Origin of the sequence: Pseudomonas sp. FSL W7-0098, assembly GCF_005930585.1 — a bacterium.
Classification (GTDB): domain Bacteria; phylum Pseudomonadota; class Gammaproteobacteria; order Pseudomonadales; family Pseudomonadaceae; genus Aquipseudomonas; species Aquipseudomonas bubulae.
Genome location: NZ_RXHW01000002.1, coordinates 138,708 through 158,293 on the forward strand (window position 1 = coordinate 138,708; position 19,586 = coordinate 158,293).

General features: G+C 59.4%; 16 protein-coding genes and 1 pseudogene. 7 read left to right on the plus strand and 10 right to left on the minus strand.

Annotated elements, in window-relative coordinates; genetic code table 11:
* The 4 genes from FHL07_RS03655 to lpxC all read left to right on the plus strand — a co-directional run bounded on the left by FHL07_RS03655 (position 1) and on the right by lpxC (position 4,454).
* On the plus strand, positions 1-867 hold the full coding sequence (locus tag FHL07_RS03655; protein ID WP_095001532.1) for a cell division protein FtsQ/DivIB: 867 nt from the start codon (positions 1-3) through the stop codon (positions 865-867).
* A 15-nt stretch (positions 868-882) separates the two neighbouring features.
* Entirely contained in the window at positions 883-2,142 is a 1,260-nt protein-coding gene (gene ftsA / locus FHL07_RS03660; protein WP_016779533.1) for a cell division protein FtsA, read from the plus strand.
* A 73-nt stretch (positions 2,143-2,215) separates the two neighbouring features.
* Complete coding sequence (ftsZ, locus tag FHL07_RS03665; protein ID WP_095001531.1) at positions 2,216-3,430, plus strand: cell division protein FtsZ; 1,215 nt, start codon at positions 2,216-2,218, stop codon at positions 3,428-3,430.
* Between the two features lie 112 nt (positions 3,431-3,542).
* A complete protein-coding gene (gene lpxC / locus FHL07_RS03670; protein ID WP_019823785.1) occupies positions 3,543-4,454 on the plus strand; it encodes a UDP-3-O-acyl-N-acetylglucosamine deacetylase in 912 nt (303 codons plus the stop codon).
* Between the two features lie 50 nt (positions 4,455-4,504).
* On the opposite strand, the gene FHL07_RS03675 is transcribed toward lpxC, so the two are convergent.
* The 8 genes from FHL07_RS03675 to FHL07_RS03710 all read right to left on the minus strand — a co-directional run bounded on the left by FHL07_RS03675 (position 4,505) and on the right by FHL07_RS03710 (position 15,946).
* The gene (locus FHL07_RS03675; RefSeq protein ID WP_342354447.1) at positions 4,505-6,049 is read right to left on the minus strand and encodes a GGDEF domain-containing protein; all 1,545 of its coding nucleotides are present in this window, start codon (positions 6,047-6,049) and stop codon (positions 4,505-4,507) included.
* A gap of 35 nt (positions 6,050-6,084) precedes the next feature.
* Positions 6,085-7,578: a sensor domain-containing diguanylate cyclase gene (locus FHL07_RS03680; protein ID WP_138738119.1), complete on the minus strand. Its 1,494-nt coding sequence runs from the start codon at positions 7,576-7,578 to the stop codon at positions 6,085-6,087.
* Positions 7,579-7,663: 85 nt separating this feature from the next.
* Complete coding sequence (locus tag FHL07_RS03685; protein ID WP_138738120.1) at positions 7,664-8,983, minus strand: OprD family porin; 1,320 nt, start codon at positions 8,981-8,983, stop codon at positions 7,664-7,666.
* A 191-nt stretch (positions 8,984-9,174) separates the two neighbouring features.
* Positions 9,175-9,399 (minus strand): hypothetical protein, encoded by a 225-nt coding sequence (locus tag FHL07_RS03690; protein ID WP_095001528.1) that lies wholly within the window; start codon positions 9,397-9,399, stop codon positions 9,175-9,177.
* Between the two features lie 254 nt (positions 9,400-9,653).
* A complete protein-coding gene (locus FHL07_RS03695; protein WP_095032002.1) occupies positions 9,654-10,997 on the minus strand; it encodes a heavy metal sensor histidine kinase in 1,344 nt (447 codons plus the stop codon).
* A gap of 28 nt (positions 10,998-11,025) precedes the next feature.
* The gene (locus FHL07_RS03700) at positions 11,026-11,700 is read right to left on the minus strand and encodes a heavy metal response regulator transcription factor (RefSeq protein WP_095001527.1); all 675 of its coding nucleotides are present in this window, start codon (positions 11,698-11,700) and stop codon (positions 11,026-11,028) included.
* Positions 11,701-11,708: 8 nt separating this feature from the next.
* Positions 11,709-14,804: a multidrug efflux RND transporter permease subunit gene (locus FHL07_RS03705; RefSeq protein ID WP_138738121.1), complete on the minus strand. Its 3,096-nt coding sequence runs from the start codon at positions 14,802-14,804 to the stop codon at positions 11,709-11,711.
* A complete protein-coding gene (locus FHL07_RS03710; RefSeq protein ID WP_095018301.1) occupies positions 14,801-15,946 on the minus strand; it encodes an efflux RND transporter periplasmic adaptor subunit in 1,146 nt (381 codons plus the stop codon). The genes FHL07_RS03705 and FHL07_RS03710 overlap by 4 nt, the downstream gene beginning before the upstream one ends.
* 270 nt (positions 15,947-16,216) lie before the next feature.
* On the opposite strand from FHL07_RS03710, the gene FHL07_RS03715 reads away from it, so the two are divergent.
* From FHL07_RS03715 to FHL07_RS03720, 3 genes and pseudogenes are all read left to right on the plus strand, one after another.
* Positions 16,217-16,444 (plus strand): hypothetical protein, encoded by a 228-nt coding sequence (locus tag FHL07_RS03715; protein ID WP_095001524.1) that lies wholly within the window; start codon positions 16,217-16,219, stop codon positions 16,442-16,444.
* A 152-nt stretch (positions 16,445-16,596) separates the two neighbouring features.
* Positions 16,597-16,878, plus strand: a pseudogene (locus tag FHL07_RS23970) (PAS domain-containing protein); the annotation flags it as partial.
* A gap of 258 nt (positions 16,879-17,136) precedes the next feature.
* A complete protein-coding gene (locus FHL07_RS03720) occupies positions 17,137-18,183 on the plus strand; it encodes a methyl-accepting chemotaxis protein (protein WP_370688595.1) in 1,047 nt (348 codons plus the stop codon).
* On the opposite strand, the gene FHL07_RS03725 is transcribed toward FHL07_RS03720, so the two are convergent.
* Both FHL07_RS03725 and FHL07_RS03730 read right to left on the minus strand, forming a co-directional pair.
* Complete coding sequence (locus FHL07_RS03725; RefSeq protein WP_095038587.1) at positions 18,180-18,653, minus strand: GNAT family N-acetyltransferase; 474 nt, start codon at positions 18,651-18,653, stop codon at positions 18,180-18,182. The two genes, FHL07_RS03720 and FHL07_RS03725, sit on opposite strands and share 4 nt — an antisense overlap.
* 5 nt (positions 18,654-18,658) lie before the next feature.
* Positions 18,659-19,558, minus strand: coding sequence for a chemotaxis protein (locus FHL07_RS03730; protein WP_095001521.1), 900 nt, complete (start codon positions 19,556-19,558; stop codon positions 18,659-18,661).
* Positions 19,559-19,586 lie beyond the last annotated feature (28 nt).

Genomic DNA, 19,586 nt, shown 5'->3' on the forward strand with positions numbered 1-19,586 from the left:
ATGCAAGGTGCATCGCTTCGTCATCAACCACCCGCTCCCGGCCGCAAGCCGGTGCCGCGTGGCGCCAGCCGGATGGTGGCGAAAGAGCCGATGTCGGTGCGTTTGCCAAAAGCCAATTTCGGCTTTTTGAAAGCGTTGTTCTGGCCGGTGCTGCTGGTGGCGTTGGGTTATGGCACCTATGAAGGTGCGCAGCGCCTGATGCCCTATGCCGACCGCCCGATCACCAATATCAACGTGCAGGGCGATTTGACCTATATCAGCCAGCAAGCCGTGCAGCAGCGCATTGCCCCTTATGTGGCAGCGAGCTTCTTCACCGTAGACCTGGAAGGCATGCGCACCGAGCTCGAGCAGATGCCCTGGATCGCCCACGCCGAAGTCCGTCGCGTGTGGCCCGACCAGGTGGTGATTCGCCTTGAAGAGCAACTGCCGGTTGCGCGTTGGGGGGATGAGGCACTGTTGAACAACCAGGGCCAGGCGTTCACCCCGCGTGAGCTGGCCAATTACGAACATTTGCCGCAGCTGTTTGGTCCACAACGGGCTCAGCAGCAGGTGATGCAGCAGTATCAGGTGTTGAGCCAGATGCTGCGTCCGATGGGCTTTTCCATAGCCCGGCTGGAGTTGCGTGAGCGCGGTAGCTGGTTCCTGACCACTGGAGCCGGTAGTGCAGGGCCCGGGATCGAGCTGTTGTTGGGGCGCGATCATCTGGTAGAAAAAATGCGTCGTTTCATAGCCATCTATGAAAAAACGCTGAAAGAACAGATTACAAACATAGCGCGCATCGATTTGCGTTATGCCAACGGATTGGCCGTCGGCTGGCGGGAACCTGTGGCACCCACGATAGCCCAACCCGCTGTCGCGAAGAATTAAGAAGAGGCAGGACCCATGGCAAATGTGCAAAGCGGCAAAATGATCGTCGGCCTCGATATCGGCACCTCCAAGGTGGTTGCGCTGGTAGGCGAGGTCGGTGAAGACGGCACGATCGAAATCGTCGGTATTGGCACGCACCCGTCCCGTGGCCTGAAGAAAGGCGTGGTGGTGAACATCGAGTCCACCGTGCAATCGATCCAGCGCGCCATCGAAGAAGCGCAGCTGATGGCCGGTTGCCGGATTCACTCGGCATTTGTCGGCGTGGCCGGCAATCACATCCGCAGCCTGAATTCCCACGGCATCGTGGCGATTCGTGATCGTGAAGTCAGCACCGCCGACCTTGAGCGCGTCCTCGACGCCGCCCAGGCTGTCGCGATCCCGGCTGACCAGCGTGTGCTGCACACCCTGGCGCAGGACTATGTGATCGATAACCAGGAAGGCGTACGTGAGCCACTGGGCATGTCGGGCGTACGTCTTGAAGCCAAGGTTCACGTCGTGACCTGCGCCGTGAATGCCGCGCAAAACATCGAGAAGTGTGTACGCCGCTGTGGCCTTGAGGTGGACGACATCATCCTTGAGCAGTTGGCATCGGCTTACTCGGTACTGACCGATGACGAAAAAGAACTGGGCGTTTGCCTGGTTGATATCGGCGGCGGCACCACCGACATCGCGATCTTCACCGAAGGCGCGATTCGCCATACGGCAGTGATACCGATTGCCGGTGACCAGGTGACCAACGACATCGCCATGGCGCTGCGTACACCAACGCAATATGCCGAAGAAATCAAGATTCGTTACGCCTGTGCACTGGCCAAACTGGCCGGTGCCGGCGAAACCATCAAGGTGCCAAGCGTGGGCGATCGCCCACCCCGTGAACTGTCCCGTCAGGCCCTGGCCGAAGTGGTCGAGCCGCGTTACGACGAGCTGTTCACCCTGATTCAGGCCGAGCTGCGTCGCAGCGGTTACGAAGACCTGATTCCGGCGGGCATCGTGTTGACCGGTGGTACTTCAAAGATGGAAGGCGCGGTCGAACTGGCCGAAGAGATCTTCCACATGCCGGTCCGTCTGGGTGTGCCGCACAGTTTCAAGGGCCTCACCGACGTTGTGCGCAATCCGATTTATTCCACCGCTGTGGGCTTGTTGTTGTACGGGCTGCAAAAGCAGTCAGACGGTATTTCGATATCGGGTATCAGCAACCGCGACAACTACAGCAGTGACGAACAAAAAGCCCCTGTGCTTGAGCGCCTCAAGCGCTGGGTACAGGGCAACTTTTAAAGCTTGAGCTGTAAACAGATTCAAAGCGGTAGAAGTAGGCGAAAAAAACTAGAGAAATGAAAGGAGAGGGACCATGTTCGAACTCGTAGACAACATCCCGCAAAGCCCGGTAATCAAAGTTATCGGTGTTGGTGGTGGCGGTGGCAATGCTGTTAACCACATGGTTAAGAGCAACATCGAAGGCGTGGAATTCATCTGCGCCAACACAGACGCACAAGCGCTCAAAAGCATTGGTGCGCGTACCATCCTGCAACTGGGCACTGGCGTGACCAAGGGCCTGGGTGCCGGCGCGAACCCTGAGGTCGGTCGTCAGGCTGCCCTGGAAGACCGCGAGCGTATTGCTGAAGTGTTGCAGGGCACCAACATGGTGTTCATCACCACGGGCATGGGCGGTGGTACCGGTACCGGTGCTGCGCCGATCATTGCCGAAGTGGCCAAGGAAATGGGCATCCTCACCGTTGCGGTGGTGACCCGTCCGTTCCCGTTCGAAGGTCGCAAGCGCATGCAGATCGCCGACGAAGGTATTCGTCTGCTGTCCGAAAGCGTCGATTCGTTGATTACGATTCCGAACGAAAAACTGCTCACCATCCTGGGTAAAGACGCAAGCCTGCTGTCTGCGTTCGCCAAGGCCGATGACGTACTGGCCGGTGCCGTTCGCGGTATCTCCGACATCATCAAGCGTCCGGGCATGATCAACGTCGACTTTGCCGACGTACGCACCGTGATGAGCGAAATGGGCATGGCGATGATGGGCACTGGCTGCGCCAGCGGTCCGAACCGTGCACGTGAGGCCACCGAAGCGGCCATTCGCAACCCGTTGCTCGAAGACGTGAACCTGGAAGGCGCTCGCGGCATCCTGGTAAACATCACCGCCGGCCCTGACCTGTCCCTGGGTGAGTACTCCGACGTGGGCAGCATCATCGAAGCCTTCGCTTCGGAACACGCAATGGTCAAGGTCGGTACTGTTATCGATCCGGACATGCGTGACGAGCTGCATGTCACTGTGGTTGCTACCGGTCTGGGTGCAAAAATCGAGAAGCCGGTCAAGGTTGTCGACAACACCCTGCAGGCTTCGTACGCAGCTTCGGCAGCACACAGCGCCCCTGTTCGTCAGGAAACCCGTACCGAGCGTCAGGAACAACCGGTGGTCAACTACCGTGATCTGGATCGCCCGACCGTGATGCGCAACCAGGCCCAGCAAGGCGCGACGACTGCTGCCAAGCTCAATCCGCAAGATGATCTGGATTACCTGGACATCCCGGCTTTCCTGCGTCGCCAGGCTGATTAATGAAATCAATCAGGGGTATTAAGGTGATTGGTGTTCAGCAAAGGCTCGGTCTGCTATTATCGCCAGCCTTTGTTGATACCAGTTCGCAATTTGCGCTGAAGCGGCCAATGCCATGATTAAACAACGCACCCTGAAAAATATTATCCGTGCCACAGGTGTCGGCCTGCACTCCGGTGAGAAGGTCTACCTGACCCTCAAGCCTGCGCCTGTGGACACCGGCATCGTGTTTTGTCGTGCAGACCTTGACCCTGTTGTGCAGATCCCTGCGCGCGCGGAAAACGTCGGCGAGACGACGATGTCGACCACGCTGGTCAACGGCGATGTAAAAGTAGACACGGTAGAGCACCTGCTCTCGGCCATGGCTGGCCTGGGGATCGATAACGCCTACGTCGAACTCTCCGCGTCTGAAGTCCCGATTATGGACGGTAGCGCCGGACCTTTCGTGTTCTTGATTCAATCTGCCGGCCTGGAAGAACAGGACGCGCCGAAGAAGTTCATCCGCATCCTGCGTGAAGTGACAGTGGAAGATGGCGACAAGCGCGCCACTTTCGTCCCTTTCGAAGGCTTCAAGGTGAGCTTCGAGATCGATTTCGATCACCCGGTTTTCCGTAACCGCACCCAAAGTGCAACCGTGGATTTTTCCAGCACTTCGTTTGTAAAAGAAGTCAGCCGCGCGCGTACCTTTGGTTTCATGAGTGATATCGAGTACCTGCGCAAGCACAACCTCGCACTCGGCGGTAGCGTGGAAAACGCCATCGTGGTCGACGCGGATGGTGTACTGAACGAAGACGGCCTTCGCTATGAAGACGAATTCGTGAAGCACAAGATCCTCGATGCAATTGGCGACCTTTACCTGTTGGGCAATAGCCTGATCGGTGAATTCAAGGGCTTCAAGTCTGGCCATGCACTGAACAACCAGCTGATTCGCAAGCTGCTTGAACAGACCGATGCGTGGGAAGTCGTGACCTTTGAAGATGCCAGCACTGCACCGATTTCGTATATGCGTCCGGTTGCGGCAGTTTAAGTAAAACTTCTTTCTCTAGTTTTTGAAGGCCACCCTCGGGTGGCCTTTTTTTATGTTTCGTTTTTAGGTTTCAGCGCATTCAGGCCGGTTTCATTGATATCCATCACCCGATTGCGCCCGCGTTTTTTGGCCTGATAAAGCGCTTTGTCGGCAGTGCTGAGCAGTTCTTCCCGGTCGTCGCCGGGTTTGGCGTAGCGGGTGCAGGCGCCCAGGCTCACAGTGAGTTTTTTGGTGGTGGGGTCGACCGGCTCCATTTGCTCAACCGCGGCGCGAATTTTTTCTGCCAGCAGGCGCGTGCCTGCCGCGTCGGTTTCGGTCAGCACCACCGCGAACTCTTCACCGCCGTAGCGGGCCACCAGGTCGGCGGGGCGTCGCACATTGGCCTTGATGACCCGGGCGACCTGGCGCAGGGCCTCATCCCCTGCCTGATGACCATAAGCATCGTTGAAGGGCTTGAAGTGGTCGATATCAATCATGATCAGTGACAGCGGCGCGCCTGTACGTTGTGCGCGGCGCCATTCCAGATCCAGGGTCTTGTCCAGCATGCGCCGGTTGGCCAGTCCGGTCAGCGGGTCGGTGGCGGCCAGGGCCGCGAGTTCGCCTTCGGCGCGCTGGCGCAGGCGCAATTCGCGTACCAGCAGCCAGGTCAGCCACAGCAGGCCCAGGCACAGCAGCAGGGTTGCGCTGCCGATCAACAGGGCCGTGTGTCGCCAGTTGCTGAATATATGCTCGGTGGACAAAGCCACCACCACCAGCAAGGGTAACTCGCTGATCTGGGCGAAGTTGTAGAGGCGCTGCAGGTGATAGATACCGGACACGGCGGTAAAGCTGCCGTGGCGCTCGGTCAGAAAACGCAGGAAGATCGGCGTGTGCCCCAGGTCCTGGCCGGTATAGAACATGGTGGTGGCCGGGTACTGGATCAGCATGATGCCTTCGCTGCTGACCAGGCTGATATTACCCTTCGGGCCCAGGTCCAGGCCGCGAAACAGGTTCTGGAAGTAGCTCATCTTCATCAGGGCCACGGCGACGCCGCCAAACCTGCCGTCCGGGGTAGTGATCCTGCGGCTGAGTACCAGGCTCCAGTCATTGGGGGCATCGCTGGCAGGCAAGGGGCGGCTGATAAAGATGCCTTCAGTTTGCCCCTTGAGATGAACCTTGAACCAGGACTGTTGGCGAGCGTTGTTGAGCAGGGGCTCGACCGGGCGTGAGCCGGCAATCACCTTGCCGTCGGTATCCAGCACAAAAAAACCGGCATTGGACGGCGCCTCGGCCGCTCTGTCGAAAAGCAGGGGTTGTTGTGTCTGCGGCGAAAGCGAGGCCAGCGCCTGGCTTTGCACCAGGCTGACCAGGCTGTTGAGCGCCGAGTCATAGGTGGAAATGGTATTGCGGATATCACGGCTGATCAGCTGCACGATATTCAAGGCAGAGCGAGCCGCATCATCTTCGGTATTGCGGTATTCCCTGACCAGCAGGTAGCCGACGATGTTCACAATCGCAACCACCGACAAGGCGCTGGCCCAGACCAGCATGCGGCGGGTGATAACCGGTGTGCGCAGATGATATTTAATGGCTTGACCCTCTGAAGAAAAAACCATGTACAGCGGGCCTTTCATTCAAGGCTGGCACTCACTCAGGACAACTCTGCTGCACTGATTACGCAATTGCGCCCGGCCTTCTTGGCCTGATACAGGGCCTGATCGGCGCTGTTGATCAAGCCTGCTAGCTGGTCGCCCGGTTTAACCTGGCAGGTACTGACCCCCATGCTGGTGGTGAGCCGGCGATGGGAGGGTGTTAACGGTTCCAGTTGTTCGACGGCCTGGCGGATGCTCTGTGCCAGGTTGTACGCGCCACTGGCATCGGTATCGCTCAGCACCACTGCAAACTCTTCGCCACCATAACGGGCCGCCAGATCGGTGGAACGGTGCATGCACTGCTGGATAGTCCGTGCCACACGTTTCAAGGCCTCGTCACCGTCCTGATGGCCATAGGTGTCGTTGAAATTCTTGAAATGGTCAATGTCAAACATGATCAGCGACAGCGGCGTGCCTGAGCGCTGCGCCCGCCGCCATTCCTGTTCCAGGGTCTGGTCCAGCTTGCGGCGGTTGGCCAGCCCGGTCAGCGGGTCGGTGGTTGCCAGCGCTTCGAGCTGGCGCTCGGCGCGTTGACGCAAATGCAATTCACGACCCAGCAGCCAGGTGAGCGTAAGCAGGGCGCTACACAACAATAGCGTACCGATACCGACCAAAATGGCGTTGCGCCTCCAGGCGCTGAACACATCCTCAGTGGCCAGTGAGACCACCACAATCAACGGCAGGTCACCGACCTCGGAAAAATTGTACAGCCGCTCATCGCCATCAACGCTGGAGAGGGCGATAAAACTGCCTCTGTGTTCTTGCAGAAAGCGGACAAACACGGGGTTGTTGCTCAGGTTGGTGTGCGCGTCGGCGGATGCCGGTTCCGGATGCTGGGTCAGTGGCGTGCCATCGGTACTGATCAGACGGATAAACCCATGGGGTTCCAGGTCGAGCCTCTGGAACAGGTTCTTGAAATAATCCAGCTTCATCTGCGCCACCGCGACGCCGAGAAACCTGCCGTCAGGCCCGGAAATCCGCCGGCTGAAGCTGATGCAGCAAATGCCATCGTTTTCAGCTGAGTCAAAAGGGTGGGAGATAAACAGGTTGGGGCTGTTGGAGTCACGGTGTTCCACAAAGCTTGGCCAGTGGCTGAAGTTTTCTTTGGGGCTGACTTCAGTGCGTGAGTCGGCGACCAGGTCGCCTTGGGCATTGAGCAGGTAAAAGCCGCCATTGGCCGGGGTCTGTTCGGCTTTATCGAACAACAGCATATGTTTCAGCGGCAGGGAGACACTGTTCAGGTCGCTGCGTTTAGATACGTCGATCAGTGCGTTGAGCGCTGAGTCGTAGAGATTTACCGTGTTTTGAACGTCACGCCCGACCAACTGCACGATATTGAGGGAAGTGCGGATGGCGGCCAGTTCTGCGGTGCGGTGTTCGCGTACCAGCAGGAAGCTGACGATGCTCAGAATGGCAATGATTGAAACGCTTGTGGCGCCGATCAGCAGGCGTAGGGTCAGCACGTTACTGCGCAAGATATGCTTGATGGCCATGCTCATTGTCGCCCTGGGTTCGGCCCCATAAAATGAACGCAATCATATGAAAAGGCCAGCTTTACGCTGGCCCTTTGTTCATGGATTAAAACACATCAATAGGATAGTCGATGATCACCCGATACTCATCCACATCGCTGTCCACGCTCTGGTAGGCCGTGTTGCCGCGGTTGGTGGCCCAGCGCAGGGTCACTGCCAGATCCTTGGCCTTGCCTTCCTGGATCACGTACTTGAGGCCCAGGTCGCGTTCCCAGTGATGGGCGTTCTTGCCTTCCGGGTTGTACCAGTTGCTGTAGCCGATGCTGTCGGGGTCGGCCTTGGTCAGGTCCAGCTCACCCCGTGAATACGACGCACTGGCGGTCAGGCCGGCGATTCCGAGGCCGGCAAAGTCATACTCATATTGCAGCTTCCAGGAACGCTCGTTCGGGCCGTTGAAGTCCGAATATTGCTGCGAGTTGTCCAGGTAAACGCTGTCGCCCTGATAGATATAGTCGAAAGGCGTGTTGCCGTTGACCCGCTGGTACACCGCGGTCACCTTGTGGCCGTCAATGCCGAGGGCCAGGTGCAGGCTGAAGGTGTTGTTGTCGATATCGCCCAGCAGGGCCTTGCCGGTGTCCTGGGTGTGATAGTAGTGCAGGCCGGGGTTGAGGGTGATGCCCTCGCTCATCTCCCAGGTGTAGTCAAAGTCGTAGTAGTACTGGTTCCAGATGTCCTGCAACTGGGCGGCGTAGAGGTTGCTGGTGATTTCTGGCACGCCGCTCCAGGACGCGCCGGCCCAGGTGATGTGCTTGCTGCTCTGATCGCCCAGGTCACCGTAGGTGGTGGTCAGGCGGCGCATGCCGCTCTGGTTGTAAGGTTTTTCAAAACTGACCTGGCCGCCTTCGAACATCCAGCCTTCGAAGCTGGTGTTGGTCAGGCTGACACCGCGAAAGGTCTGCGGCAACATGCGGGTTTCACCGCCGGCTATTACCGGATTGGTGAGGAACATATCACCGGCTTTGAGCTCGGTATCGAAGGCGCGGATTTTCAGTGCGGCACCGGCAGACGAAAAGGCGGTAGGCGCTTTGCCGTTGCCATCACTGACTGGCAGGATGCTGCTGCCATCGGTGCCACCACCGCCATCGAGCTTGAGCCCGAGCAAGGCGTAGGCATCCAGGCCGAAGCCTACCGTACCCTGAGTGAAGCCCGACTCGAACTTGCCGACAAAACCCTGGCCCCATTCCTTGCTGTCATCAGCATGGGGGCTGCGGATATCGTGGTTCATATAGTAATTGCGGGCGTGGAACTTAAGGCTGGAACCTTCGATAAAACCGTCTTTGGTTGAGTCTTCGTCGGCGTGGGCGTAGGTGGGGATCGTTGCAGCCAGGGCAATGAATAACGGACTGAGTTTGTGTGAGTACTTCACCAGTTTGTTGCTCCTTGAAAGTGGCGGCAGTTTTTATTTTCTTTGCAAATTCTGTTCTTGTTCGAAGGGCTCCCAGTGTTGGCAGCGCTTTTTTTAAAACAAAAAAAAGCCGCTATGATAGCGGCTTTTGAAACAGTCAGTCACATGTGTGACAGATGACCGACTGGGTCGGGAAGTCTGCGAGTGAGCAATCAGCTGTCTTTGGCTTGATCGGAAACACTGGCTTTTGCCTGTGTAGGCTGCGGTTTTGCGTCGTTTTGATGGCGTGCTGTCAGCTCTGCCTGATGCTGTTCAAACGATGCCGCGCGGGCCGCATTTTGTGCGACGAATGCAGGGGACTCTTCCGCCATGGCCAAAGGCGACAACAACAAAGACGACAAAACGAAAACGCTAGCCATACCCATACTGCTGGACATTTCAAAGACCTTCTTGCTTAGCAAGTGCTGTGTGATGGGTTAAATCTATAGCGCCAGGCAGGGGCGAAAAAGCCTTGTTTTAGACAAGGACTTTTGCGTTTTGAGTAACAAATGCGAGGGCCGTGGACTAGAGCCTCGGCAGCTACAGGAAAACTGCAACTGTGGGAGCGAGCCTGCTCGCGAAGGTCGTTCGCGAGCAGGCTCGCTCCCACAATAGGGCTTGACCTGCTACAGAGTATCTACAGTGCTACAGGTCAAGCGGGCAGATCCAACCCGAACGTATTGCGCCCGCCGTCGCTGTGCACAAACACCTCGCCGCCATGCATCTGTGCAATCGCCTTGACGATGGCCAACCCCAGCCCGTGGTTGGCACCGCTGTTGTGGCGGGCCGCGTCCACCCGGTAGAAACGCTCGAACAAGCGCGGCAAGTGTTCTGCGGCAATCGGTAGGCCGGGGTTGCTGATGCTGATTATGGCCCGCCCGGAATTCTGCTCGATCGACACCTCGATCGCTTGCCCGGCTTCGGTGTGCTGCACGGCATTGTTCAGCAAGTTGATCAGCGCCCGGCGCAGGTGGGGTTTTTCGATATTGACCCGGGCATCGCCGCTGACCCGCACCACAACCCGGGCGTCTTCAAGAATAAACTCCAGATACTCCAGGGTGGTCGCCACTTCATCAGCCAGGGAGGCGCTCGACAGCTTGCTGGCCTTGCTGCCCTGATCGGCGCTGGCCAGGAACAGCATGTCGTTGATGATGCTGCGCAGGCGCTCAAGCTCTTCGAGGTTCGACTGCAGCACTTCAAAGTAATGCTCGGCCGAACGCCCCCGCGTCAGCGCCACCTGGGTCTGGCCAATCAGATTGGTCAGCGGCGAACGCAGTTCATGGGCCACATCCGCATTGAATGACTCCAGCCGGGTCCAGGCCTGCTCGACGCGGTCCAGGGTTGAATTGAAGGCACTGACCAGTTGGTCCAGCTCCGGAGCCAGCGGTGCCAGGTGCAAACGCCCCGACAGGCGCGGTGGAGCCAGCTTTTGCGCTTCTTCAGACAGCTTGATTAGCGGCTTGAGGCCGATGTGCGCCACCCAATAGCCGAGCAATGAGGCCAGCAGTACGCCAATCGTTGCCAGACTTATCAGGGCAAGCAGCAAGTGATGCTGGGTCTGGCGAAAGGTCTGGGTATCGATGGCAATCAAAAAGCGCAGCGCCGGGCGCTGCTCTTTGGCTGGAATTTCGCTGATCAATACTTTGAACGGGTAGGCCTGGCCGGGCAGGCGCAAGTCCCGCACGCCCACGGGTCCTTGGGCAAATTTGCGCACGGCTGCCTCGGGGTTGCCGTACTCATAGGCCGGGTCTGAACTGATCGCCCAAAACCGGATGCGTTTGTCCTCTTCGCTGAGCAGCTTGAGCTTGGTGCTCATCTTGGCCCAGTGCTCGGCGTTGCCGTAGCGGTTGATCGATGACTCAAGCACGCTGTAGCGGGCATCCAGCTCTGCTTCAGGCAGGCGGCCGATACTTTTGTCGACCTGCTGGTACAGCGCTCCACCAATCAGCACAAACACCAGTAATGCCACCAGGGCGAACATTGCGCTCAGGCGCATGGCGATGGAGTTCAGGACGGCGGGGCGCTTAAACACTGCGCCGCTCCAGCACGTAGCCCATGCCGCGAATGGTGTGCAGCAGCTTGTGTTCGAATGGCCCGTCGAGCTTGGCGCGCAAGCGCTTGATCGCCACTTCGACCACGTTGGCGTCACTGTCGAAATTGATGTCCCAGACCATCTCGGCAATGGCGGTCTTGGACAGGATCTCGCCCTGACGACGGGCCAGCACGCTGAGCAATGAAAACTCCTTGGCGGTCAGGTCCAGGCGGGCTCCGGCGCGGCTGGCCTTGCGGCTGATCAGATCTATCCACAGGTCGTCGACGGTCACTTGCACCGGTTCGTGACCGCCGCTGCGGCGGGTCAGGGCTTGCAGGCGGGCGACCAGTTCCAGGAACGAGAACGGTTTGCCCAGGTAATCGTCGGCGCCTTCGCGCAAACCGCGTATGCGGTCTTCCACCCGTTCGCGGGCGGTGAGCATGATCACCGGGGTTTGCTTGCGCGCGCGCAAGGCCCGCAGTACGCCAAAGCCATCGAGGCCAGGCAGCATCACATCGAGCACGATCACGGCGTAATCGCTCTCCATTGCCAGGTGCAGACCTTCGATGCCGTCGCGGGCCACATCCACTGTGTAACCCTGCTCGGTCAGGCCGCGGTGCAGGTAGTCGGCGGTTTTTTCTTCATCTTCAATAATCAGAACGCGCATGACCCGCCTCAGTGATTCGTCGCCAGCAAGCTGACGGGTTTGGAACGATGGAACAGTCGTTCAAGCCACAAGTATATGACCGGCGTGGTAAACAGCGTCAGCGCCTGGCTCACCAGCAGCCCGCCGACAACGGCAATCCCCAGAGGCTGGCGCAGTTCGGCGCCGGTGCCGTAGCCCAGCATCAGCGGCAGGGCGCCGAGCAGCGCGGCGAGGGTGGTCATGATGATCGGCCGAAACCGCGTGATACACGCCTGGTAGATAGCCTCTTCGGGGCTCAGGCCACGGGTGCGCTGGGCATCGAGGGCAAAGTCGATCATCAGGATGCCGTTTTTCTTGACGATACCGATCAGCAGCACCAATCCGATCAGCGCCATGATCGAGAAATCCTGGCCACATATCCACAGCATCAGCAGCGCGCCAAGCCCGGCCGAGGGCAGGGTGGAGATGATGGTCAGCGGGTGTACAAAGCTCTCGTACAGCACCCCCAGAATGATATACACCGCCACCAGCGCCGCGAGGATCAACCAGGGCTGGCTGGCCAGCGAACTTTGAAAGGCCTGGGCGGCGCCCTGAAAGTTGCCACTGATGGTGCCGGGCATGCCGATATCGTTTTTTGCCTGATTGAGCATCAGCACCGCATCGCCCAGGGCCACGCCGGGGGCGAGGTTGAACGACAGGTTGGCGGCCGGGAACATGCCGTCATGGCTGATGGACAACGGCCCGCTGATGGGCGCATCGACCCTGGCCACGGCCGACAGCGGCACCATTTCCCCGGTCAGCGGCGAGCGCAGGTAGAAGTAATTGAGGCTTTCGGCCTTGCCGCGCTGCTGCGCGTCGACTTCCAGAATCACGTTGTACTGGTTGGTCTCGGTCTGGAACTCATTGACCTGGCGCTGACCGAAGGCGTCGTACAGTGCTTCATCGACATCGGTGGCGGTCAGGCCAAAGCGCGCCGCCGCATTACGGTCAATGCTGATATGGGTGATGCTGCCCCCCAGTTGCAGGTCGTTGGACAGATCTCGAAAGGCCGGATTGGCGCGCAGTTTTTCGGTCAGGCGCTGGGTCCAGGTGGTGAGCGTCGGACCATCGTTGCTCTTGAGCACATATTGATACTGACTACGACTGGGGCCCGAGCTGAGGTTGATATCCTGGCCGGCACGCAGGTACAGCACGATGCCAGGCACCTTGGCCAGTTGCGGGCGAATGCGGTCGATAAATTCGCTGGCCGACACGTCGCGCTGGCCGCGGTCCTTGAGAGCAATCCAGAAGCGGCCGTTGGCGATGGTCTGGTTGCTGCCGGTCACGCCCACGGCATGGGAGAACGCCTGCACGGCCGGGTCGTTGCCGATGATCTCGGCCAGCGCCAGATGCTTTTGCGTCATGTCCGGGAATGAAATGTCGGACGCCGCCTCGGTGGTGCCAAGTACAAAGCCGGTGTCCTGCACCGGAAAAAAGCCCTTGGGGATCAGCATATAGCCGGCGATAGCCATGGCCAGGGTCACGGCGAAAATCCCCAGCATCAATCGCTGATGCGCAAGGGCCCGCTTCAGGCCTTTTTCATAGAGGCCCAGCAGGCGCTCGCCAAAGCCCGGCCTGGCATCCGGCTTGTGTTCCGGTGTGCGCATAAACAGCGCGGCCAGTGTGGGCGCGAGGGTCAGCGATACCACCACGGAAATCATGATGGTCGAGGTCGCGGTCAGGGCGAACTCCTTGAACAACCGCCCGACCACCCCGCCCATAAACAGCAGCGGGATAAATGCGGCCACCAGTGAGACGCTGATGGATACCACGGTAAAGCCGATCTCGCTGGAGCCCTTGATCGCTGCGTCGCGCATGCTTTCTCCGGCTTCCAGATGGCGGTGGATGTTCTCCACCACCACAATCGCATCGTCCACCACAAAGCCCACCGCCACCACAATGGCCACCAGCGTCAGGTTGTTGAGGCTGAAGCCCAGCACATACATCAGTGCGAAACTGGCGATCAGCGACACGCCGAGTACCGCCGACACAATCAGCGTGGCCGACCACTGGCGCAAAAACAGCGCCATCACCGCAACCACCAGCAGCACGGCGATCAGCAGGGTGATTTCCACTTCATGCAGGGAGGCGCGAATGGTCTTGGTGCGATCGCTCAGCACCGTCACTTCGACCGAAGCCGGAAGCATGGCCTGCAGACCGGGCAGGGCGGCCTGGATGCGGTCTACCGTGTCGACGATATTGGCCCCCGGCTGGCGCGAAATCACCAGGTTGAGCCCCGGCTGGTGGCCCGACCAGGCCTGAACATAGTCGTTCTCGGAACCGTTGATAACCCGTGCCACATCCCGTAGCTGCACGGGGGCGCCATCCTTGTACGAGACGATTAACTGGCCATATTCATCCGCGTCGAACAACTGGTCGTTGGTCGACAGCGTAGAAATGCTCGACGGGCCATACAGCGCGCCCTTGGCCAGGTTGAGGCTGGTTTGCTGGATCGCCAGGCGGATATCGGCCAGGGTCAGGCCGATGGCCGCCAGCTTGTCGGCCGAGGCCTGGACGCGGATCGCCGGGCGTTGCTGACCGGTGATATTGATCAGGCCCACACCATCAATCTGGCTGATTTGCCGGGCCAGCAGGGTTTCGACGTAATCGCTCAGTTCAGTGCCTGGCATCTGCAGCGAACTGATGCTGAGGATCAGTACCGGGCTGTCGGCCGGGTTGACCTTCTTCCAGGTCGGCAGGGTCGGCATGTCCTTGGGCAGTTTGCCGGACGCGGTGTTGATCGCTGCCTGAACCTCTTGCGCGGCGGTGTCGATGCTTTTGTCGAGGGTGAATTGCAGGGTCAGGGTGGTCGAGCCCAGGGCGCTGCTGGAGGTCATCTGGGTCATGCCGGGGATGGCGCTGAATTGCACCTCCAGGGGCGTTGCCACCGAAGACGCCATGGTGTCCGGGCTGGCGCCGGGCAATTGCGCAGATACCTGGATGGTCGGGAATTCCGCCTCGGGCAAGGGCGCCACGGGTAACCGTGGAAAGGCAATCAGCCCCACCAGCACCAGGGCGAAGGTCAGCAATACCGTGGCGACCGGGTGATCGACACACCAGGCGGACACCGAGCGGCTGCGGGTCATGGCTGCACCCGGGCAGCCGTTGGCCCGCTCAGGACTTCAACCCGCGAGCCGGACTTGAGCCGCGACTGGCCATCGCTGACCAGTGTGTCGCCGGGGTTGACGCCGGTGATGATGCTCAGTTCGGTGTCCTGAAAAGTCAGCTGCACGGGAACGGTTTCGACCTTGTCGCCGCTGACCCGGTAGACGAAGTAATTATCCAGCCCGCGCTGCACCACTTGCGGTGGCACCACCAGCGCGTTGCGGTCCAGTCCGGTCTGGATTTCGACATTGACCAGCTGGCCCGGCCACAAGCTTTGCGTGGAGTTGTCGAACTGAGCCTTGGCCTTGATTGTGCCGGTGGTTGCCGAGACCTGATTGTCGATCAGGCTAAGGCGGCCCTCGCCCAGTTGCGTGCCGCTACTGCCGGTATTGCCGACAAAGGCTTTGACCCGGGCCGGTTGTTTGGCCGTGAGCAAGTCGTGGAGCAGGGGCAAGTGCTGCTGGGGCAGGGAAAACTCCACGGCAATGGGGGCGATCTGGGTCACGGAAAACAGCCCCTGGGCATCGCTGACCCTTAGAAAGTTACCCGCATCTACTGCGCGAATGCCCACGCGCCCGCTGACCGGGGACTGGATTTGCGTATAGGACAACTGCACCTGTGCCGCGGCAATCGCCGCCTGATCACCCTGGGCCGAAGCCTTGAGCTGATTGACCAGGGCTTGCTGCTGATCGAGGGTTTGCCGGGACACGCCATTGTCCACGCTCAACAACTGATAGCGCTTGAGGTCGGCCAATGCGACCTGCAGTTGCGCCTGGTTCTGTCCCAGTTGGGCCCTGGCCTGATCCAGGCTGGCCTTGATCGAGCGGTCATCGAGAGTAGCCAGCAGGTCGCCAGCCTTGACCGTCTGGCCTTCCTTGACCCGAATACCCGTGAGGATGCCGTCGATTTGCGGACGTATGATGACGCTGTGCAGCGACAGTACGGCGCCAATCCCGTTGATATAGCGCGGTACATCCTGTTGCAGGACTTGCACGACCCGCACCGGCACTGGCGCGCTACCTGCCGATTTGCCGGGCGCCGGGCGATTGAGCCACCAGACGCTGCTACCCATCAGGGCAATCAGCAGCGTGCCCAGCAAGATTTTTTTGGTTTTATTGGGCATGCCGGATAGACGCCGTGTGCGTGGAATGGGGGCTTATAGAAAGGTTATAGCGTGTGGACCCGGTCATAACGGTGACGGCTAACTGACATTTGTGACAGCTTTAAGGTTTGTAGCAGCTGCCTCGTTCCTTCGGCAGCTGCTACGTCACGGGTTTTCACCGCGGGTTGGATTATTTTTACGACCAGCGAGTGCAACCTATACAGGGTGCGCAGGTATACTGGGCGGTCTTGCGCCATCCGGCCTGTTTATTTCCCGTATATCGGAGCTTTCATGACTTCTCCTACACCAACGACCGCTCCTGATGCCGTGAGCACCGAGAACCTCGATACCCCGGAAAAACCGGTCATTCCTGCGTTCACTTTTCCGTTCAAGCCATCGGAGTTTGCCAAGGCCAAGTCCCAGGGCAAGGCGTACTACCAAAAAAGCGGCCTCGGCGGTCATGATAAAACCCCTAACGCGCCCCCTCATGGCACCCGCAAAACCATGGGCAAACGCTAATTTTATGCCCTAAAAAGTGGCAATATGCCATTAGTGTTTGTTCAGGCCTGATTAACTCCTTTAGTCATGCGCCAGATCAGTATTTGCTTAATAGGTGCGCTTAGAGTCGACGACCCTGCCGACTCTTCTCTAATAATCCGAGCGCGCCCGTCATGAAAATCAATCTACCGATTACCGGCCGATCCGTTGATTTTGCCCCCGACGCCAACATCCTCTCCACCACTGATCTCGACAGCACCATCACCTACGCCAACCCTGACTTTATCGAGGTCAGCGGTTATGAACTGAGCGAGTTGCTGGGCACCCCGCACAACCTGCTGCGCCATCCCGACATGCCGCCCGCCGCTTTCAGCCATATGTGGCAGACCCTCAAGGCGGGGCGCTCGTGGATGGGGATGGTGAAAAACCGTTGCAGAAACGGTGATCACTATTGGGTCAGCGCCTATGTCACGCCGGTGATGAAAAATGGCGAGACCGTCGAGTACCAATCCGTGCGTACCCACCCGACTCCTGAACGTGTCGCGGTCGCCGAGGCCCACTACGCCGCTCTACGCTCGGGGCGCAAGCCGCTGTTGCCGGCCGGCTTGCGCCTTGGCTTGGGGGGCAGGCTGGCATTGTTTGTCAGTGCCGTATTTGGCGCCGTTACAGCCGTGGGCACGCTGTGGCTGGCCAGCGTTGACGCACAGGCCGGGCTGTTGATCTGGCTGCTGGGCAGTCTGTTGAGTTCGCTGGCCATTGCCTGGTTGCTGCGGCCTTTGCATGCATTGACCCGTCGCGCCAAAGGCGTTGGCGACAATCCGTTGAGCCAGCAGATTTATACCGGGCGCCGTGATGAGTTCGGCCAGATCGAGTTTGCCCTGCATATGCTTGAGGCCCAGGTCGGCGCTGTGGTGGGGCGTATCGGTGATGCCTCGCAGCGATTGGCCGGGCACGCCAGCGAACTGGTTCAGCATCTGCAAAGCAGCCATGCCAGCACCTTGAATCAACAGTTGGAGACCGATCAGGTGGCCACTGCTATCAACGAAATGGCGGCGAGTGTGGCGCAGGTAGCGATCAACGCCCAGCAGGCGTCGCAAGCAGCCGATCGGGTGCAAAGTGAAACCCGTGAAGGCCATCAGCTGGTGACGCAGAGCCGCAGCACGGTGCAGCACCTGGCGACGGAGCTGGAGCGAGCCACCGAGGTGGTGCATCACCTGGAAAGTCACAGCAGCGATATTTCCTCGGTGCTGGAAGTGATCCGCAGTATTGCCGAACAAACCAATTTGCTGGCGCTCAACGCCGCTATCGAAGCGGCCCGCGCAGGTGATCAGGGCCGCGGCTTTGCCGTGGTGGCCGATGAGGTTCGTGGTCTGGCCCAGCGTACGCAGCAGTCGACCAGTGAAATCCAGGCCATGATCAGCGCTCTGCAAGAAGGTGCCCGGGCGGCGGTGCAGGTCATCCAGCAAAGCAGTGAATACGCTCAGAGCAGTGTCAATCAGACCCAACTGGCCAGTTGCGCGCTGGACGGGATCAGTGCACAAGTTCAGAAGATCACCGAGATGAGTGTGCAGATCGCCTCGGCGGTCGAAGAGCAAAGCGTGGTCAGTGAAGATATCAACCGTAATATCGCCGGGATTCGCAGTGCCTGTGACGTCACTGTGGATGCCGGGCAACAGAGCCATCGCCATTCAGGGGATGTCGCCGAGCTGGCCGCAGGTTTGCGCTCGCTTGCGCAAGAGTTCTGGCAAACCCGGCGCTAAAGCGCCTCGCGCCGGATCAGGGTCATGCCGTGCTTGTCGTACAGGCGCCGGGCGTTGTGGTTGTGCTCCATGACCTTGAGATCCAGACAAGCCTCACGGCGCTGGCGGAAAACGGCAAAGACATGGTTGAGCAGTGCGCCGCCCAAGCCCCGGCCCCGGTGGTGCGGGTGTACCGCCAGATCCTTGAGGTAGGCGCTGGTCCAGGCCTGGGCAACCGCAACGGCCTGGCCCTCCAGGAGGATCACAAAACACAGTGCGGGATCGTACTCGGGGTCATGCTGCAGGCCGTGTTGCCAGTCCTGCAGGGTTTGCATGCTGCCGGTGCCGTCGGTATGGCTCAGGCTGATCAGGGCATGTACCGGTTGCAGCAGCTCCTCGGTGAGCGTTACCAGGGTGAAGCCCTGGGGCCAGTGGGCCGGTGGCAATGGCTGGCGCAAATCTTTGCGCAGCAACAGGCAATACTGGCTCATGCTACTCAGTAACCTTGCTCGGCAACCGTGCGCGCGGCGAGGATCAAGCACTGTGTAAGCTCCGGTGAAGAGAACTTGGTCAGCACCGCATTGGCCCCCGCCAGGCGCGCCTTTTCGCTGTTCATCGCACTGTTGAGCGAGGTGTGCAGCAGCACATACAGATGGGCAAAGTCCGGGGTGTCGCGCACGGTACGGGTAAAGGCGTAGCCATCCATTTCCGACATTTCGATATCCGACACCAGCACGTTGATCTGATCCGGCGTGCCTTGCAGCTCCAGTAACCGCTCGATGGCTTCCTTGGCGCTGCGTGCGGTGTGGCAATGCAGGCCCAGGTTGCGCAGGGTAATGACCGACTGTTGCAGGGCCACCTGACTGTCATCCACCACCAGAATTCGGGCATTGGCCAGCAGTTTTGACTCTTCTTTACTGAGGCTGTCGCTGGCGTCCTCGACCTTGGCCGGGGCGATGCCGTGGATCACTTTTTCGATATCCAGCACTTGCACCAATACACCGTCGACCTGGGTCACCCCGGTGATATACGAGCGCTTGCCGGAGCCGTAGGGCGGCGGACGGATATCGGTGCTCAGGCAGTGCACGATTTTGCTCACCGCCTGCACATGCAGCCCCTGTTTGGAGCGGCTGACATCGGTGACGATCAGGCAACCAGCGTCCGGGTCGAGCAGCGGCTGCTCGCCGATGGCACGGCTCAGGTCGATTACCGACAGTGCCGCGCCGCGCAACACGGCGATGCCTTTAACATTGGGGTGGGACTCGGGCATTTTGGTCAGCGGCGGACAGGGAATGATTTCACTGACCTTGAGCAGGTTGATCGCCAACAACTTGCCGCTGCGCAGAGTGAAGAGCAGAAGGGAGAGTGAGTCTGCGCGGGCATTGTTCGATGACATAAAAATCTTCTGTGCTGGGAGCGATACG

Bases quoted from the DNA above. Each gene is read 5' to 3' on its own strand.
- FHL07_RS03705 (WP_138738121.1), bottom strand. From the start codon at position 14,804: ATGACCCGCAGCCGCTCGGTGTCCGCCTGGTGTGTCGATCACCCGGTC.
- FHL07_RS03715 (WP_095001524.1), top strand. From the start codon at position 16,217: ATGACTTCTCCTACACCAACGACCGCTCCTGATGCCGTGAGCACCGAG.
- FHL07_RS03690 (WP_095001528.1), bottom strand. From the start codon at position 9,399: ATGTCCAGCAGTATGGGTATGGCTAGCGTTTTCGTTTTGTCGTCTTTG.
- FHL07_RS03700 (WP_095001527.1), bottom strand. From the start codon at position 11,700: ATGCGCGTTCTGATTATTGAAGATGAAGAAAAAACCGCCGACTACCTG.
- lpxC (WP_019823785.1), top strand. From the start codon at position 3,543: ATGATTAAACAACGCACCCTGAAAAATATTATCCGTGCCACAGGTGTC.
- FHL07_RS03675 (WP_342354447.1), bottom strand. From the start codon at position 6,049: ATGGTTTTTTCTTCAGAGGGTCAAGCCATTAAATATCATCTGCGCACA.
- FHL07_RS03710 (WP_095018301.1), bottom strand. From the start codon at position 15,946: ATGCCCAATAAAACCAAAAAAATCTTGCTGGGCACGCTGCTGATTGCC.
- FHL07_RS03695 (WP_095032002.1), bottom strand. From the start codon at position 10,997: ATGCGCCTGAGCGCAATGTTCGCCCTGGTGGCATTACTGGTGTTTGTG.
- ftsA (WP_016779533.1), top strand. From the start codon at position 883: ATGGCAAATGTGCAAAGCGGCAAAATGATCGTCGGCCTCGATATCGGC.
- FHL07_RS03655 (WP_095001532.1), top strand. From the start codon at position 1: ATGCAAGGTGCATCGCTTCGTCATCAACCACCCGCTCCCGGCCGCAAG.
- FHL07_RS03730 (WP_095001521.1), bottom strand. From the start codon at position 19,558: ATGTCATCGAACAATGCCCGCGCAGACTCACTCTCCCTTCTGCTCTTC.
- ftsZ (WP_095001531.1), top strand. From the start codon at position 2,216: ATGTTCGAACTCGTAGACAACATCCCGCAAAGCCCGGTAATCAAAGTT.
- FHL07_RS03725 (WP_095038587.1), bottom strand. From the start codon at position 18,653: ATGAGCCAGTATTGCCTGTTGCTGCGCAAAGATTTGCGCCAGCCATTG.
- FHL07_RS03680 (WP_138738119.1), bottom strand. From the start codon at position 7,578: ATGGCCATCAAGCATATCTTGCGCAGTAACGTGCTGACCCTACGCCTG.